Annotated in this window: 18 protein-coding genes; 10 read left to right on the forward strand and 8 right to left on the reverse strand. The window is 69.5% G+C overall.

Going from position 1 to position 16,603, the window contains the following annotated elements:
* Positions 1-4: 4 nt before the first annotated feature.
* Positions 5-1,039, reverse strand: a complete 1,035-nt coding sequence (locus ATM97_RS04575) for a helix-turn-helix transcriptional regulator (protein ID WP_218716673.1) — start codon at positions 1,037-1,039, stop codon at positions 5-7.
* Positions 1,040-1,143: 104 nt separating this feature from the next.
* Here ATM97_RS04575 and ATM97_RS04580 point away from each other — a divergent pair, with 104 nt between their 5' ends.
* A complete protein-coding gene (locus ATM97_RS04580) occupies positions 1,144-1,437 on the forward strand; it encodes a hypothetical protein (RefSeq protein ID WP_218716674.1) in 294 nt (97 codons plus the stop codon).
* A gap of 87 nt (positions 1,438-1,524) precedes the next feature.
* Positions 1,525-2,079, forward strand: a complete 555-nt coding sequence (locus ATM97_RS04585) for a hypothetical protein (RefSeq protein WP_218716675.1) — start codon at positions 1,525-1,527, stop codon at positions 2,077-2,079.
* Here the strand turns inward: ATM97_RS04585 and ATM97_RS04590 are convergent.
* The gene (locus tag ATM97_RS04590; protein WP_218716676.1) at positions 2,076-2,930 is read right to left on the reverse strand and encodes a class I SAM-dependent methyltransferase; all 855 of its coding nucleotides are present in this window, start codon (positions 2,928-2,930) and stop codon (positions 2,076-2,078) included. The two genes, ATM97_RS04585 and ATM97_RS04590, sit on opposite strands and share 4 nt — an antisense overlap.
* A 285-nt stretch (positions 2,931-3,215) precedes the next feature.
* Between ATM97_RS04590 and rpsA the strand changes: the two genes are divergently transcribed.
* Together rpsA and ATM97_RS04600 are read left to right on the forward strand one after the other, a co-directional pair.
* Positions 3,216-4,688: a 30S ribosomal protein S1 gene (gene rpsA / locus ATM97_RS04595; RefSeq protein WP_218716677.1), complete on the forward strand. Its 1,473-nt coding sequence runs from the start codon at positions 3,216-3,218 to the stop codon at positions 4,686-4,688.
* Between the two features lie 127 nt (positions 4,689-4,815).
* Positions 4,816-6,357 carry a phospholipase C gene (locus tag ATM97_RS04600; protein ID WP_218716678.1) on the forward strand — a complete coding sequence of 514 codons (1,542 nt, stop codon included), beginning with the start codon at positions 4,816-4,818 and terminating at the stop codon, positions 6,355-6,357.
* 55 nt (positions 6,358-6,412) lie between these two features.
* Here the strand turns inward: ATM97_RS04600 and ATM97_RS04605 are convergent, their stop codons facing one another.
* Complete coding sequence (locus ATM97_RS04605) at positions 6,413-6,631, reverse strand: hypothetical protein (protein ID WP_218716679.1); 219 nt, start codon at positions 6,629-6,631, stop codon at positions 6,413-6,415.
* Positions 6,632-6,789: 158 nt separating this feature from the next.
* Between ATM97_RS04605 and coaE the strand changes: the two genes are divergently transcribed.
* Complete coding sequence (gene coaE, locus ATM97_RS04610; protein WP_218716680.1) at positions 6,790-7,995, forward strand: dephospho-CoA kinase; 1,206 nt, start codon at positions 6,790-6,792, stop codon at positions 7,993-7,995.
* 119 nt (positions 7,996-8,114) lie between these two features.
* Positions 8,115-8,546, forward strand: a complete 432-nt coding sequence (locus ATM97_RS04615; RefSeq protein WP_218716681.1) for a hypothetical protein — start codon at positions 8,115-8,117, stop codon at positions 8,544-8,546.
* Between the two features lie 60 nt (positions 8,547-8,606).
* Here the strand turns inward: ATM97_RS04615 and ATM97_RS04620 are convergent, their stop codons facing one another.
* Together ATM97_RS04620 and ATM97_RS04625 are read right to left on the reverse strand one after the other, a co-directional pair.
* Positions 8,607-9,107, reverse strand: a complete 501-nt coding sequence (locus tag ATM97_RS04620; RefSeq protein WP_374104827.1) for a DUF402 domain-containing protein — start codon at positions 9,105-9,107, stop codon at positions 8,607-8,609.
* 59 nt (positions 9,108-9,166) lie between these two features.
* Complete coding sequence (locus ATM97_RS04625; RefSeq protein WP_255587014.1) at positions 9,167-9,787, reverse strand: DUF402 domain-containing protein; 621 nt, start codon at positions 9,785-9,787, stop codon at positions 9,167-9,169.
* A gap of 402 nt (positions 9,788-10,189) precedes the next feature.
* Here ATM97_RS04625 and uvrB point away from each other — a divergent pair, with 402 nt between their 5' ends.
* Complete coding sequence (uvrB, locus tag ATM97_RS04630) at positions 10,190-12,370, forward strand: excinuclease ABC subunit UvrB (RefSeq protein WP_255587015.1); 2,181 nt, start codon at positions 10,190-10,192, stop codon at positions 12,368-12,370.
* Positions 12,371-12,405: 35 nt separating this feature from the next.
* Here uvrB and ATM97_RS04635 read toward each other — a convergent pair whose 3' ends face one another.
* The gene (locus tag ATM97_RS04635; protein WP_218716683.1) at positions 12,406-12,873 is read right to left on the reverse strand and encodes a VOC family protein; all 468 of its coding nucleotides are present in this window, start codon (positions 12,871-12,873) and stop codon (positions 12,406-12,408) included.
* Between the two features lie 56 nt (positions 12,874-12,929).
* Between ATM97_RS04635 and ATM97_RS04640 the strand changes: the two genes are divergently transcribed.
* From ATM97_RS04640 to ATM97_RS04650, 3 genes are all read left to right on the forward strand, one after another.
* Positions 12,930-13,766 (forward strand): helix-turn-helix domain-containing protein, encoded by an 837-nt coding sequence (locus tag ATM97_RS04640; protein WP_218716684.1) that lies wholly within the window; start codon positions 12,930-12,932, stop codon positions 13,764-13,766.
* A gap of 127 nt (positions 13,767-13,893) precedes the next feature.
* Positions 13,894-14,325, forward strand: a complete 432-nt coding sequence (locus tag ATM97_RS04645; RefSeq protein ID WP_218716685.1) for a hypothetical protein — start codon at positions 13,894-13,896, stop codon at positions 14,323-14,325.
* Positions 14,326-14,595: 270 nt separating this feature from the next.
* Entirely contained in the window at positions 14,596-15,048 is a 453-nt protein-coding gene (locus tag ATM97_RS04650) for a universal stress protein (protein WP_218716686.1), read from the forward strand.
* Positions 15,049-15,115: 67 nt separating this feature from the next.
* On the opposite strand, the gene ATM97_RS04655 is transcribed toward ATM97_RS04650, so the two are convergent.
* Together ATM97_RS04655 and ATM97_RS04660 are read right to left on the reverse strand one after the other, a co-directional pair.
* Entirely contained in the window at positions 15,116-15,496 is a 381-nt protein-coding gene (locus ATM97_RS04655) for a cupin domain-containing protein (RefSeq protein ID WP_218716687.1), read from the reverse strand.
* An 11-nt stretch (positions 15,497-15,507) separates the two neighbouring features.
* Positions 15,508-16,603 (reverse strand): MFS transporter (locus ATM97_RS04660; protein ID WP_255587016.1); only part of this gene is annotated, 1,096 nt, incomplete at its 5' end.

The raw sequence follows: 16,603 nt of genomic DNA on the forward strand, positions 1-16,603 counted from the left end.
CGCGTCAGGTGCTGCCGAGGACTCGGGTGAGGAGCCGTTGGCGGGTGCGGGTGGCGGATTTGGCGAGGATGGCTTTGACGTGGTCGTTGACGGTGTGCTCGGACAGGACGAGTTCGGCGGCCAGCTCGCGGGAGTCGAGGCCCGTGGCGAGGAGGGTGAGGACCTGGGATTCGCGGGCCGAGAGGCCGTGCGCGCGGGCGAACAGGTCAAGGCGTTCGGCGGCGGTGCTGGGTTGCAGGGCGACGGCGATGTCGTGGTCGCCGAGGCGATCGGCCTTCACGGTGAGCCAGCGGTTGCCGCCCAGGTGGATGCGGGCCGACGCGGGGCCGATGGGGGTGCCCGCCTCGGCGGCGAGCAGGGCGGCCCCGGCGTTGTAGACCGAGGCAGGGACCGGCGGGATCGGTTCGTCGGGGGGCAGCAGACGGAGCAGGGATTCGGCGGCGGCGGCCGTCTGGGAGCGCACGCGCAAGGCGTCGTCGAGCAGGACGACCGCGGGGCCCAGTGGGGGCAGCTGCGCGTCGGATTCGACGAACCCGGCGCCGACCGTGGCGCGCAGCGCGGTCGAGATGGCCGGCGTCAGGGTGGTGAGTTCGGCGAGTTCGCTTCTGGTGAAAGGGGATTCGTCGACCCGCAGCAGCTCCAGAAAGCCCCAGCAGCCGTAGCGGTCGGCGAAGGTGACGGTGGCCGAATCGGTGACGCCGAGCTCACGCTGGGCGGTGCGCCACAGCAGCGAGCGGTCGGGTTCGCCGCCGGTGGCGTCGAGCAGGGAGTGAGCGCCGGTGCCGCGCAGGGTGTCCCAGCGATTGAGCGGGGTGAGATAACGAGCCCGGATCAGTTCCGGCAGCCGCGCCAGCTCGAGCCCGGGCACATCGGCGAGCGGTGCCGTCGCGACCGCGGTGACCGGGTCGGTGAGCGCGAAGACGTGGCCGGTGAACGGCATCGACAGCCGGATCTCGGCCAACACGAGTTCACGTAGTCGTTTGGCGGCATGATCGGCACGGCACAGCCGGCTCACCCGGTCGGCCAAGGCGCTCGGCACCGGCTCAGTCTACGGCGAAAACCCCCCAGCATCAGGGATGTCGGCCGGGCATCGATCGGGCCCACACTCGAGTCATCCCATTCGACCCGGCCACGGAGGCGATCATGACCACCACCCTGCACATCGACAACACCGTGCGTGACTACGACACCTGGAAGGCGGCCTTCGATCAGTACGATCGCTTCCGCGCCGACCACGGGGTCCGCACCTACCGCGTCGGGCGCGTCGAGGGCGATCCCGGCCGCGTCCTGGTCGACCTCGACTTCGACGACCGCGCCGCCGCCGCGGCGTTCCGCACCGCGCTGGCGCCGGTGCTGGCCACCCCGCGCAGCCGCGCGATGGTGACCGATCACCACTCCTGGCTGGTGGAGTTGGTCGAAGAACGCATTTCCGCCTGAGTCGCGACTTCTCCCGCGCACGGGCACAACCGAACTCGTCCGCGCCGGTAAGTTGTCCCGGTGCCCATCTCGTTCGACATTCCTGGAATGCAGCAGTTGGACAACACGACCTGGGGGAATCCGGCCACTCGTGATGTCGTCGCGTTGACCTATGTCGACGGCGCGCCCGACCTGCCCGCGCGGCTGCACGATCTGCCGCGGCTGCGCAGGCGGCTGGCCGAGCACCACGCCCGCACCGGCTGTCTCATCGAGGCGTTCGTGGTCTGGGTCGACCAGTTGCCCGCGCTGCTGCGCGTGGAGAAGACGCAATTGCCGGGCCCGCGGGGCGAGCTCGTCTTCGCCGCCTCGATCGTGGTACCGAAGGATCGGTGCTCCGCGGTGTTCCAGATCATCTGTCCCGAGACCGGGGTGCCCGGGCTGCGGGAGTCCTCGATCGGTGCGCAGGTCCACCGCAGTGAGATGTGCCCGCCCCACCCGTACGCGCCGGGGCTGCGCGGTCGGCTGCCCTATCTGCTGTCCGACGACGTCCGCTTCGACGCCGTGTTCCCCGATCACGCGCTGACCAGGGCTCGCCGCTGGGTCGCCGAAACCGTGCCCAACGTGCGGGTCGACCCGGCCTTCGCGGCGCTGCCCGAGTTCTAGACGCGCGGCTTCTCGGTGATGAAGATGGCGGTGCCGGGGAAGATCTCCCCGCGCAGCGGCGACCACTGACCCCATTCGCGGTCCAGCCACTCCGGCCAGTCGGGTTCGACGATGTCGAGCAGCGTCAGGCCCGCGCCGACGATCTCCCGGACCCGGTCGCCGATGGTGCGATGGTGCTCGACATAGGTGGGCACGCCGTCGCCGTCGACCTCCACGTACGGGGTCCGGTCGAAGTAGGGGATGCGCGCGACGAGGCCGTCCTCGCCGGGATCGTCGGGGAAGATCCAGCGCATCGGGTGGTTCACCGAGAACACCCAGCGCCCGCCCGGGCGCAGCACCCGGGCGACCTCGCGCATGACCAGCGCGGAATCGGCGACGAACGGGACGCCGCCGAAGGCCGAACAGGCCAGATCGAAGGACGCGTCGGCGAACGGCAGCGCCTCGGCGCCCGCTTGGACCAGCGGCACCCGCGGCCCGCCCTGCGCCATCGCCGCCACGCCACGCTCGAGCATCCCCATCGACAGGTCCAGCCCGACCGGATGCGCGCCCTGACCCGCGAGCCAGCGCGAACACGGCGCGGAACCGCAGCCGATCTCGAGCACGGACCTGCCGGTCAGCTCGCCGAGGAAACCCATATCGCCCTCGTGCAGGCCCTCCGGGCACCAGACGAACTCGCCGCCGGGGGAGTCGACGCCGAGGAAGTCGGCGTGGGTCTGGTGGTACTGGTCGGCATCGGCATCCCACCAGCGCCTGCTCGCGCGTTCGCTGTCCGCCGAACCGATCTTGGTCCGGGTGGTCGCGGTGGTTCCCAGCAGCGCGTTGGCCTGCGCATGGCGTTCGTCGTCGGACACGGCGACCAGGGTATCGGCGGGGTGGAGGGGGTGGTTTGCCCGGCTGGACTCGGGTCGCGTACGCTGAGGCACGCGAGTGTCTTTCGAGGAGCGCTGTGCGCCGGGGTTGAATGCGTACGGTATCCGATGACGGAGTCGCCCGTGCTGAGTTCGATCACCAGCAAGTGTGGCGGTCCGTGCGATACTTACCCGGTATCCTTCGTCGCCTCGTCGCGGTGATCTCGCAGCGTACCGAAAGTTCCAATGTCCGCAACCGACCACAATCCGTCCGGAGCAAATCCACATATGCCCACCACCGTCACCTCGCCGCAGGTAGCCGTCAACGACATCGGCTCCGCCGAGGATTTCCTCGCCGCCATCGACGCCACGATCAAGTACTTCAACGATGGCGACATCGTCGAGGGAACCATCGTCAAGGTCGATCGTGACGAGGTCCTGCTCGACATCGGTTACAAGACCGAAGGCGTCATCCCCTCCCGTGAACTCTCCATCAAGCACGATGTCGACCCCAACGAGGTCGTTTCCGTGGGCGATGAGGTCGAGGCCCTGGTTCTCACCAAGGAGGACAAGGAAGGCCGCCTGATCCTGTCGAAGAAGCGGGCGCAGTACGAGCGCGCGTGGGGCACGATCGAGGAGCTCAAGGAGAAGGACGAGGCCGTCAAGGGCACCGTCATCGAGGTCGTCAAGGGCGGCCTGATCCTCGACATCGGCCTCCGTGGCTTCCTGCCCGCCTCGCTCGTCGAGATGCGTCGTGTCCGCGACCTCCAGCCGTACGTCGGCAAGGAGATCGAGGCCAAGATCATCGAGCTCGACAAGAACCGCAACAACGTGGTTCTGTCGCGTCGCGCCTGGCTCGAGCAGACCCAGTCCGAGGTCCGCTCCGAGTTCCTGCACCAGCTGCAGAAGGGCCAGGTCCGCAAGGGTGTGGTCTCCTCGATCGTCAACTTCGGTGCCTTCGTGGACCTGGGTGGCGTCGACGGTCTGGTGCACGTCTCCGAGCTGTCCTGGAAGCACATCGACCACCCGTCCGAGGTCGTCGAGGTCGGCAACGAGGTCACTGTCGAGGTTCTCGACGTCGATCTGGACCGCGAGCGCGTCTCCCTGTCGCTCAAGGCGACCCAGGAAGACCCGTGGCGTCAGTTCGCCCGGACCCACGCCATCGGCCAGATCGTGCCCGGCAAGGTCACCAAGCTGGTTCCGTTCGGTGCGTTCGTGCGCGTCGAAGAGGGCATCGAGGGCCTGGTCCACATCTCCGAGCTGGCCGAGCGCCACGTCGAGGTCCCGGACCAGGTTGTCGCCGTCGGCGACGACGCGATGGTCAAGGTCATCGACATCGACCTGGAGCGTCGCCGGATCTCGCTGTCGCTGAAGCAGGCGAACGAGGACTACCACGCCGAGTTCGACCCGTCGAAGTACGGCATGGCCGACAGCTACGACGATGCGGGCAACTACATCTTCCCCGAGGGCTTCGATCCCGAGACCAACGAATGGCTCGAGGGCTTCGACAAGCAGCGTGAAGAGTGGGAAGGCCGCTACGCCGAGGCCGAGCGTCGCCACAAGATGCACACCGCTCAGATGGAGAAGATGGCAGCCGACGCTGCCGCCGAGGCCGCCAACGGCGGTCCCGCCTCGGGCAACTACTCCTCCGAGAGTGGCAGCTCGCAGGCCTCCTCCGGCCCGGCCGAGTCCGCCGGCGGTTCGCTCGCCAGCGACGCGCAGCTCGCGGCTCTGCGGGAGAAGCTCTCCGGCAACGCCTGATTCGGGTAGAGCAGTACCGAAGGCCCTGGTCCACACGGACCGGGGCCTTCGGCCTTTTCCCGGGTCCGGTGGAGTAGTGTCGGCGCCGATCGCTCCGTCCCCTCCTCGGGAAAGGTGCTCCATCGACATGAGTTCTGGTCCCTTCTCCGGCCTCAACCGGCGACAGTTCCTGGCCAAGGCGATGGCCGCCGGCGCCGTGGGAACGCTTGCCTCCTGGGCGAATCCGATCATCGACCGTGCCTTCGCCGCCGACCCCGCCGGGCTGGGCGGGCTCGGCGACATCGAGCACTTCGTGCTGCTCATGCAGGAAAACCGGTCCTTCGACCACTATTTCGGCACCCTGTCGGGGGTGCGGGGATTCGGTGAGGCCTCGGCGTCGTGGCGCCAGTACGGCTGGTCGCCCGGAATCGGGCCCACCGCAGACGGTTTCGTCGAACCGTTCCGGCTCGACACCACCCGTGGCGCTACCCTCGACGGCGAATGCATCAACGACCCCGACCACACCTGGCCGGGCATGCACCAGGCGTTCAACCACGGCCGCAACGACGGCTGGATGCCGATGTCGGTGGCTTCGGTCGGCCCGGCCAACGCCCCCGCGGCGATGGGTTACTACCTGCCCGAAGACATTCCGATCCACACCGAGCTGGCGCAGGCGTTCACCCTCTGCGACAACTACCACTGCTCGGTGCTCGGCCCGACCGACCCCAACCGGCTGTACTGGGTCAGCGCCACCATCGATCCCGACGGGCTGGCCGGTGGCCCGCTGGTGGAGACGCCGACGCTGATCCCCAAGAACGTCTACAGCTGGCGCACCTACCCGGAGAACCTGTCCGAGGCGGGCGTGAGCTGGAAGATCTACAGCAACCGCGATGTCGGGCCGGCCTCGTCGATGATCTTGGACGGCATGATGGGCTGCTTCACCCAGGCCGCCGACCCGAACTCCGAGCCGGCCCGGCGTGGCATCGCGCCGGTGTACCCCAACGACTTCCAGGCCGACGTCGCCGATAACACCCTGCCCGCGGTGTCGTGGGTGGTGCCCTCGGTGCTGCACTGTGAGCACCCGGCCCTGCCCGCCGCGTTCGGCGCGCTCGGGATCGTGCAGCTGCTCGACATCCTGACGTCGAATCCGGCGGTGTGGGAGAAGACCGCGCTGATCATCAGCTACGACGAGAACGGCGGCTTCTTCGATCACGTCGTCCCGCCGACGCCGCCCCCGGGCACGGCCGGGGAGTTCCTGACCGTGCCGCTGGACCGGGTGCCCGCCGCCGGGGGTATCGCCGGGCCGATCGGCCTCGGTTACCGAGTGCCGTGCCTGGTGGTCTCGCCCTACAGCCGCGGCGGGCTGGTCGCGTCGCAGACCTTCGACCACACCTCGCAACTGCGGCTGCTGGAAACCCGGTTCGGGGTCGACGTGCCGAACCTGACCGCGTGGCGGCGCGGCGTCACCGGGGACATGACCTCGACCTTCGACTTCGCGGCCGCGCCGAACGCGACGAAGCCGGTGCTGCCCGACCCGCGGCCCAAGGCGGACGCGGCGGTCGCGCAGTGCGGGCCGAACATCGCGGCGGGCACCCTCGGTCAGGGCGCGCCCTATCCGGTGCCGCCGAACGCGATGCCGACCCAGCAGCCGGGCAGCAGGCGTGCGCCGAGCGGACTGGTCGGAGTGTGACACGGCGCGGGCCCGGCGATGATCGCCGGGCCCGGTGCGCGCTGTCGCGGGAGAGTCAGCTCGCGGCGGCGGGGACCCAGTAGCCGGCGGCGGCGGCCATGCTGGGCCGTTTGCGCATCGCGGCGAAGCTGTGCCGGGCGGGGGAGATCAGGGCGGTGAACCAGGATCGGCGGTATTCGGCGAGAGTCGCTGCGACAGCGGGGTGTTCGATGCAATGCACACCGCCGGGCATTCCCAGGCGGTGGCGAGCCGTCCGGTGGTCTGTGGTGCCCATGATTATCCTTCGGTAGCTGGAGCTGGCCTTCTCGCCAGCGCGAACATTAATCCACGCGACTCGCCCGACCTCGGATTTGCGCCGGTCGGCGCCTGGGCGTGTCGGAAAGAATCCGAGGGCGCAGACCGCACGGCGCGGCGTCTGCGAGACTGGGCCCCATGTTGCGGATCGGCCTCACCGGAGGCATGGGAGCGGGTAAATCCACAGTGGCGCGGACCCTGGTCGAGTGCGGGGCGGTGCTGATCGACTCCGACGCGATCGCCCGCGAGGTCGTCGCGCCCGGCACACCGGGCCTGGCCGCGCTGGTCGAGGCGTTCGGATCGGGCATTCTCGCCGCCGACGGCAGTCTCGACCGGCCCGCGCTGGCCGCGGTCGCCTTCGCCGACGACGAGTCCCGGGGCAAACTCAACGCGATCACGCATCCGCTGGTCGGCGCGCGCACCGCCGAGCTGATCGGCGCGGCGCCGGAGCAGGCCATCGTCGTGCAGGACATTCCGCTGCTCGTCGAGAACGGGCTGGCCCCGCTCATGCAGCTGGTCCTGGTGGTCGGTGCCGAGATCGAGACCCGGCTGCGCAGGCTGGTGGAGCAGCGCGGGGTGGCCGAGGCCGACGCGCGCACCCGGATCGCCGCGCAGGCCACCGACGAGCAGCGGCACGCGGTCGCCGACGTGTGGCTGGACAACAACGGCGCCCCCGAGATCGTCGAGGCCCAGGTGCGCGCGCTGTGGACCGAGCGACTGGTGCCGTTCGAACGCAATCAGCGCGAGGGCGTCCGCGCCGGCGCCCCCTACCGGCTGGTGCCCGCCGATCCGGACTGGGCCGCCCAGGCCCGCCGGATCATCGCCCGGCTGCACCTGGCGTGTGGCGCGTCGGCGGTGCGGATCGACCACATCGGCTCGACCGCGGTGCACGGTCTGCCCGCCAAGGACATCATCGACATCCAGGTGACGGTGGCCGACCTGGCCACCGCCGAGTCGCTGGCCGACGCGCTGGCCGGGGCCGGGTTCCCACTCGCGCCGTCGGTCACCCACGACAACCCGAAGCCCACCCCCGGCGACCCCGATGGCACCGACCTGGCTCGCTGGGGCAAGCGCCTGCACGGCAATGCCGATCCGGCCCGTCCGGCGAATATCCATCTGCGCGTGCAGGATTCGCCCGGCCAGCGGTTCGCGCTCGCGTTGCGGGACTGGCTGCGCCAGGAGGAGGACGCGCGTGCGGCGTATCTGGTGATCAAGCGCGAGGCCGAGCAGGCGGCGGCGGGCAAGACCGGGGAGGCGGCGGCGCAGGCGTACTACGCGGTGAAGGAACCGTGGTTCGACGCGGTCTATCCGGTGGTCACCGAGTGGGCTGGGGCGCGCGTCTGACCCGAGACCAATCTGTTAAACATCAATGTTTCAAAAAGTGGCCGAACGGCGTCGCGCGCTGGGTACATTGTGCCGAGTCACCAGCCGGTGACTCGGTTCACAGGGAAGTTGTAGCGCGTATGACAACACATCACCGTCAGTTCGGCCGTGCGGGCTTCGGCATCACCGCACTCGGCGCCGTCGCCGCCAGCGTCGTACTGGCCGCACCGCAGGCCTCGGCGTGGGTCGGCAACCTCACCGTGGCTGGGTCCGACCACAAGGTCGGATGCAGCTACAAGCTGACCGCCAGCGTCGAGGTCGATCGGCTGACCTCGGTGAAGTTCACCGACAACGGCGTCGACATCCCGGGCAGCCCGGTGTCGCCGTCGCTGCTCTCGGGCACGGTGAGCATCACCTGGAAGCCCACCACGGCGGGACAGCACAAGCTCGAGGCGCGGCAGCTGCTGATCAGCGACTCGATCACCGTCACCGTGGGCGAGGCGGCCGCGACCGGCAGCGCGGGCTGCGGCGGCGGCCTGGCGGATCTGTTCCCGAGCCTGTCGGCCGGCTGATCCTCCCCGAGCGGAAACCGCCCCGATCTCACTACCGGAGGTCGGGGCGGTTTCGTCGTTTCAGCGCCAGGTCAGGGTCATGCCACGGGTGGCCAGCCAGGCCTCGAGCGAGTGCCCGTGCGCGGCCATCCCGTCGATCGCGGCGGTCGCGTGCTCGATCGCGGCCTGGCAGTCCGCCGCGTCGAGCAGGCCGTCGGCGTGCGCGGCCAGCAGCTCGTCGACATCGACCAGCTCGACCTCGCGGCCCGTGCGCACCAGCAGATCCAGGTAGTGATCGACCGACTTCCACAGCGTGGCCGACTCGCGGGTGAACGCCCCGACATCGACGTAGACGTCCTGCCAGCGCTCCACCCCCGGATTGTGGTGGAACTTCGTCGCCCGCAGCGAGAGCTCGGGCAGCACCCACGATTCCAGGTAGTGGAAATTCGGATGGTCGGAGTGCCTGCCCATGTACAGGCCCCACGGTTGCTCCCGGTAGACCTCCACCGGCCGGACGAACCCCTTCGGATCGGTGTTCGTCCGCGCCGCGACGTCGAAGTACTCGATCTTGGGCGGATGCACGTGCACGGTGGAAGCCTGCGTCATGACCGGAAAATCTACCGGTGGCCGGCCGGGCCCGCTCACATCCAGGTCAGGGTGATCTCCCGCGAGCGCAACCACTGCTCGACATCGTGGTCGTTGGCGGCGAGGCCGTCCAGGACGGCCGCGGCCCGGGCGAAGGCGCGATCGGCCTGGGCGGTGTCGACGTGACCCGCGGCGTGGGCGGCCAGCAGCTCGCCCGCACCGCGCAGGGTCGCCGACCGGCCGCGGCGGACCGCGATGTCGAGGAAGTAGTCGGTGGCCTGCCAGCGTTTGGGCCCGACCTGGACGAACTCGACGATGTCGAGGACGTAGTCGTGACTGCGGTGGTGGCCGGGGCGATCGTGCTCGATGGTGGCGCGCACGGCGGGTCCGGGCAGCAGCCAGGACTCCTCGTAGCGGCCGCGCGGCCGGTCGACGGTGCGGGCGAGGTAGACGCCCCACGGCTGCACCTCGTACCGGTCGACGGGCCGGATGTAGCCCTTGGCGTCGGTGCTGGTGAGTTCTGCCACGTCGAAGTACTCGACGCGGGGGCGGCCCGGCGGCGGCGCGGTGGGGGTGGTGACCGGCGGCGGCTGCGGGCCGCGGATCTCCCGTGCGAAGTATCCCGCGAATCCGGTGACCGCCGGAGCCGCGACGAGCAGAGGAAGCAGTGCGCTCATGGCCTTGTCCTTCACCACGTGCCGATGATCAACTCAGGGTACGCCCGGATGTGCGTCACGCGCCGTGTCTGCTGGACCACATCGCTGTGAATATCCTTGGGACATGGGACTTTTCGGACATCGCTGCCGAATGCTCCGAAGTTGCGGTGGCGCGGCTGGATGATCGCGGGCACGGGTCGGACCAGGCGATGTGCTCGCGCGCCTGGGGTCGCCACGATGCTGCGGGCCGCGCGCGGCCCGGCGTCCGCGCAGGTGAGCGGCTTCGCCGCTGAGCAGAAGTTCATCCGAACGACACCGGGCCCACGAGCGGTGCCTCGGCGTGGCGCACGCGTGTCGCCGGATCGGCGCCGGTGTGCGTGCTGTCCGCGCGACTTGTCGGTGGTCGGGCCTAACCTGGTGGGCATGGCATTCGCAACCGAGATCCCGACGGAAGGGTACGAGGAGCGGGGGCACCCGCTGGCTCATTCCGAGCACCGCCCTGTCGGCACCATCGAGCGTGCGGGCGGGCAGTTCGAGGTGGTCAGCGAGCACAAGCCCGCCGGTGACCAACCCGCCGCCATCGCCGAGCTGGAACGGCGGATCACCGCGGGGGAGAAGGACGTCGTCCTGCTCGGTGCCACCGGCACCGGCAAGTCGGCGACCACCGCGTGGCTGATCGAGAAGCTGCAGCGGCCCACGCTGGTGATGGCACCCAACAAGACCCTCGCCGCCCAGTTGGCCAACGAGCTGCGGGAGATGTTGCCGCACAACGCGGTCGAGTATTTCGTCTCCTACTACGACTACTACCAGCCCGAGGCGTACATCGCCCAGACCGATACCTACATCGAGAAGGACAGCTCGATCAACGACGACGTCGAGCGCCTGCGACACTCGGCGACCTCGAGCCTGCTCTCGCGCCGTGACGTCGTCGTGGTCGCCTCGGTGTCGTGCATCTACGGCCTCGGCACCCCGCAGTCGTACCTGGACCGCTCCGTGCAGCTCGATGTCGGCGGCGAGATCGACCGTGACGCGCTGCTGCGCCTGCTCGTCGACGTGCAGTACACCCGCAACGACATGGCGTTCACCCGCGGCTCGTTCCGGGTGCGCGGTGACACCGTCGAGATCATCCCGTCCTACGAGGAGCTGGCGGTCCGCATCGAGTTCTTCGGTGACGAGATCGAGGCGCTGTACTACCTGCACCCGCTCACCGGTGACGTCGTCCGCCAGGTCGACTCGCTGCGCATCTTCCCCGCCACCCACTATGTGGCGGGTCCGGAGCGGATGGAGCGCGCGGTCGCCGACATCGAGGCCGAGCTGGCCGCGCGGCTGGCCGAATTGGAGAAGCAGGGCAAGCTGCTCGAGGCGCAGCGGTTGCGCATGCGCACCGAATACGACCTCGAGATGATCCGCCAGGTCGGGTTCTGCTCCGGCATCGAGAACTACTCGCGCCACATCGACGGCCGTCCGGCCGGGTCGGCGCCGGCCACCCTGCTGGACTACTTCCCCGACGATTTCCTGCTCGTCATCGACGAGTCGCATGTCACCGTGCCGCAGATCGGCGGCATGTTCGAGGGTGACATGTCGCGCAAGCGCAACCTGGTCGAGTTCGGTTTCCGGTTGCCGTCGGCGGTCGACAACCGCCCGCTGACCTGGGAGGAGTTCGCCGATCGGATCGGTCAGGCGGTCTATCTGTCGGCGACACCGGGCCCGTACGAGCTGGGCCAGGTGGGTGGCGAGGTCGTCGAGCAGGTCATCCGCCCGACCGGCCTGGTCGACCCGCAGGTGGTGGTGAAGCCGACCAAGGGCCAGATCGACGATCTGGTGCACGAGATCCGCCAGCGCACCGAGCGCGACGAGCGCGTGCTGGTCACCACCCTCACCAAGAAGATGGCCGAGGACCTCACCGACTACCTGCTCGGCCTCGGCGTGCGGGTGCGCTACCTGCACTCCGAGATCGATACCCTGCGCCGGGTGGAGCTGCTGCGCCAGCTGCGGCTGGGCGAGTACGACGTGCTGGTCGGCATCAACCTGCTGCGCGAGGGCCTCGACCTGCCCGAGGTGTCGCTGGTGGCGATTCTGGACGCCGACAAGGAAGGCTTCCTGCGGTCGAGCACCAGCCTCATCCAGACCATCGGCCGCGCGGCGCGCAACGTCTCCGGTGAAGTGCACATGTACGCGGACAAGATCACCGATTCGATGCGGCACGCGATCGACGAGACCGATCGCCGCCGCGCCAAGCAGGTCGCCTACAACGAGGCCAACGGCATCGACCCGCAGCCGCTGCGCAAGAAGATCGCCGACATCCTGGATCAGGTGTACCTGGAGGCCGACGACGAGGTCGCCGTCGGCGGATCGGGTCGCAATGTCAGCCGCGGCAGGCGCGCCCAGGGCGAGCCCGGCCGGGCCGTCAGCGCGGGCATCTACGCCGAACGCGACGTGAAGTCCATGCCGCGCGCCGAGCTGGCCGACCTGGTCGCCTCCCTCACCGACCAGATGATGAACGCCGCCCGCGAACTGCAATTCGAGCTCGCGGGCCGCCTGCGCGACGAGATCGCCGACCTGAAGAAGGAACTACGCGGCATGGACGCCGCGGGCCTGAGCTGATCATGCCCACCGCGCCACCCCGGCGACGCCGACCGCTAACTCGATTCCGCCATCCAGGCGGCGATGCGGCGGTCGGCTTCCTCCCGCGTCATCTCCTCGATGCGGGTGATCACCGCCCACCGGTGGCCGAACGGGTCGATGACCACGCCGAACCGCTCGCCGTTGACGAAGGTCTGCGGCTGTTCGGCGGTGCGGGCACCGTGGGCGACCGCGCGGGCGATCACGGCATCGACATCGGGGCAGTAGTGCACGATCGAGGTGTGCACCCAGTCCTCGGGTGCGCGAACGTTGTTGTCGGGCATGGGCATACCCAGTTGCAGCGTGGAATCGCCGATCAGCAGTTCGGCGTGCGCGGGCTGCCCGTCGGGCAGATCGGCCCGGCTGAGCACCTTCGCGCCGAAGACCTCGGTGTAGAAGGCGATGGCGGCGTTGCCGTCGGGCACGGCCAGGAAACAGGTGATGGAGTGGTAGCCCTCCGGAACGGGCGCAACGGGATCGGTCATGTCTTCGATCCTGGTCGGCCGGTGGCCGCCGATCTTGTAAGAAAGCGACAGATCCGATGACGCGGCCGGATCCCGCCGATATGAAGGGCATTCTGCATCCGGGGGAGCAGGCCAGGCATCGATCGCTGGACCGGCTGGCGGTCGGGCCCGCGCTGGCCGGGTTCGCCGACCGGTACTGGATCGTGCGCTGGGATCTGCGGGGTAAGCCCGCGTATCGCGCCGAGGTGCTGTCGTTCCCGTGCGTGAACGTCACCTTCGAGCGCAGCACCACGCGCACGGGCGGCTTCGTCAACGGGGTGAGTACCAGCAAATACGTGCGCGAACTCGACGGCGAGGGGGAGACCTTCGGCCTCCGGTTCCGGCCCGGTGGGTTCGGTGCCTTCACCGGCATGGATGTCGGTGCGCTGCGTGATGATTCGGCCCCCCTGGCCGAGGTGTTGCCCGCCGCGGCGGGACTGGCCGACCTCGTGCTGGCGGAGTCCTCCGACGCGGCGCGGGTGGCGATCGTCGAGGACTTCTTCGCCGGGCGGGGTCGCGCCGACGACCCGCACTACGCGCTGGTGTCGCGGATCGTCACCGCGATGGCGGCCGATCCCGCGCTCACCCGGGTCGACCAGGTGACCGATCGCTTCGCGGTCCCCATCCGGACGTTGCAGCGGCTGTTCCGCCGGTATGTCGGGGCCGGGCCGAAATGGGTGCTGTGCCGATTCCGGTTGCAGGACGCCGCGGATCTGCTCGCGCGCGGCGACAGACCCGATCTGGCGAGTCTGGCCGCCGACCTCGGCTATTTCGATCAGGCCCATTTCAGTAGGGAATTCACCGCCGAGATCGGGATGTCACCGTGGGAATACGCGCGTAAAGCGCAGGCGAGTGCGGTACCCACGCCGGGCTGACGCGCTGTCGAGACCCCAGAAATCGGGTATCTGAAATATTGTCGTTTCGGCGGGGAACGGCGGTGTCCGTGGATAGTCTCAGCGCATTCGCAGCGGTCGCTGCTGCGGGAGAGTGAGGACATCGACGGTGACAACATCTTTCCGCCCGAGCACCCGGCTGGGTCTGGCCGGCTCCGGTCTCGCCACGGTCCTGGCGACGGCCGCGCTGGTCGCGCCGTTCGCGCACGCCGACTCGACCCAGCGCGTCGCGGTCGAGGGCTCCGATCAGCAAGCCGGCTGCTCGTACACGGTCACCGCGGTCAACGTCGTCGGCTACAGCAGTGGCGACTCCGGTGCCGACGTGACGTTCTACGACAACGGCGCGGTGATCGGCACCGTGGAGGTGCCCGCCATCGGCACCACCGCCACGTCCTGGCGGCCCGCCACCGCCGGGCAGCACGAACTGACCGCGAAAGTCGTCGGCATCAGCACTCGGTGGATCGTGCCGACCACGGTGACCGTCGCGCCCTCGACCGGTACCGGAAGCGCCGCCTGCGGACTGCCCAGTTTTTCCGGCTGATGTGAGCAAAGTCCCAGCCGCGCAGGCGCGTTGATTGTGTTGTGATAGGCCACAGTTTCCGCGAGTCGCGGTCTGGTTGTCGCAGGTGAATCTTCGCGACTGTCGCGAAGAGCACCGGCAGGGTGCCGACCGGTGTCAACACTCCCGATGTGATCTGTTGCGATTTGTCGATAAATCGGCCTGTTTTGGCGTTAGGGTCGACCCAATTGCCGCGCTGACGCTCGATTCCCGGGTTTGATCGGTGCTGGCACCGACCAAGTTGGAGGAGAGATGACCGCCTACCGGACCATTGTCGTCGGTACTGATGGCTCGGATTCGTCGTACGTCGCCGTGGAGAAGGCCGCAGCGCTCGCCGGCGACGCGGACGCGACTCTCGTGCTGGCCTGTGCCTACTTCCCGACCGACGATCGCGACGTCGCCGCCGCGGCCGACGTGCTCAAGGACGAGGCCTACCAGGTGCGTGGCTCGGCGCCGACCAACGAGATCCTGCACGTAGCCCGGGAGAAGGCGGTGGCCGCCGGGGCGAAGAACATCGTCGAGCGCGCCATCGTCGGCGAGCCGGTCGATTCGCTGCTCGACCTGGTCAACGAGACCAAGGCCGATCTGCTGGTCGTCGGCAACCGGGGCCTGAACACCCTGACCGGCCGCCTGCTGGGCTCGGTGCCCTCGGATGTGGCCCGCAAGTCGCGCTCGGACGTGCTGATCGTGCACACCGTTCGCTGATTTCGTTCGATCACGACCTCGAGGGCGCTGCTTCGGCAGCGCCCTCGAGTGTTTTCCGGCGGAGCGGTCAGCGTTCGACCGGCTCCTGCCTTGTGCCGCCACGCAATCCGATCGACACGATGTCGGACGGTTCGTCGAGTTCGATCCGGTGCCAGCGGTGCCGCGGCACCAGGAACGCGGTGCCGGCCGTCAGCCGCACGGCGGTCTCCGGTGCGCCCGGCGACTCGGGGCGCAGATACAGGCGCAGCGCGCCGCGCAGGCAGCACACCGCCTCGTCGCCGGCGGGATGCATCTCCCAGTGATCGGCGTGGACGTCGGCATCGGAGTCGACGTGGAAGGCGGCCAGCTGCCAGCCGCCGTCGTCGGCGGCCATGCGGCGCTCGCCGGCTTCGACGGTGCCGTCGGGCCGCAATCGCAGGGCGCGGTCGAACAGGTCGATGGGGGACATCGGCTTTCCTTTCACTGTGCTGCCGCGGGAAGGTCCTCGCGAACAGTGGTTTTCGTGCGGTCGGGGCCGGGGAGAACGAGGACGGCGATCGCCGCGGCCGCGACGAAGAGCAGGGCGGCGATCCCGAGCGCGAAGGCGTAGCCGCTGTTGAGTGCCGCCGCGTCGGTGCCCGCGCCGGACCTGGCGGCGGCGAAGGTAGCCAGCGCCGCGACGCCGACGCTGCCACCGAGTTGGCGGGCGCTGTTGAACACCCCGGAGGCCATCCCGGCATCGCCCGGCGCGACGGCGGTGACGGCGGCCGCGGCGACCGGGGCCAGGCACAGGCCGAGTCCGAAACCGCCCACGATCGAGGGGCCGAGCACGTCGGCGAGGAAACTGCCGTCGGGACTGATCGCGGCGAACCAGCCGATCCCGGTGGCGGTCAGCAGCGCGCCGCCGATCAGTAGCGGGCGCGGCGATCGGTGGGCGCCGACCCGGGTCGCGACCAGCGTGCCGACGATGACACACAGCGAGAACGGGACGAAGGCCGCGCCGGTGGCGCCCGCGCTCATCCGCAGGACACGCTGCATGTACAGCGACACGAGGTAGAACGCCGAGAACTGGCCCGCGGCGGCGCACAGGACGAACAGGTTGCCGCCGAGTACCCAGCGGTTGCGCAGCAGTCCGAACCGGAGCAGTGGGTGGCGAACCTGCCTTTCCGTGAGGGCGAAGCCGATCAGCAGGGCCGCGGCCACCGCCAGTGTCGCGCCGGTGTCGGCCGAGATCCACCCGTGCCGATCGGTGCGGACGATGCCGGTGATGAGCACGCCGACGCCGCCGGTGGCCAGCGCGGCGCCGAGGAGGTCGAGTCGGCCTGCGCCGGTCGACGGCCGGTCGGCGGGCACACCCGCGGCGGTGGCCAGCAGCGCGACCGCGACGATCGGCAGATTGATCAGCATCACCCAGCGCCAGTCGGCGTACTCGGTGAGCACGCCGCCGACGAGGACGCCCAGCGCTCCGCCCGCCGCGTTCACCCCGCCCCACACGCCCAGCGCGCGGACGCGGGCGGGCCCCTCGGGGAACGCCGTGGTGAGCGTGGCCAGGGCGGCGGGCGCCACCGCGGCCGCC

This window comes from Nocardia sp. MH4, from assembly GCF_019266065.1.
GTDB lineage: Bacteria > Actinomycetota > Actinomycetes > Mycobacteriales > Mycobacteriaceae > Nocardia > Nocardia canadensis.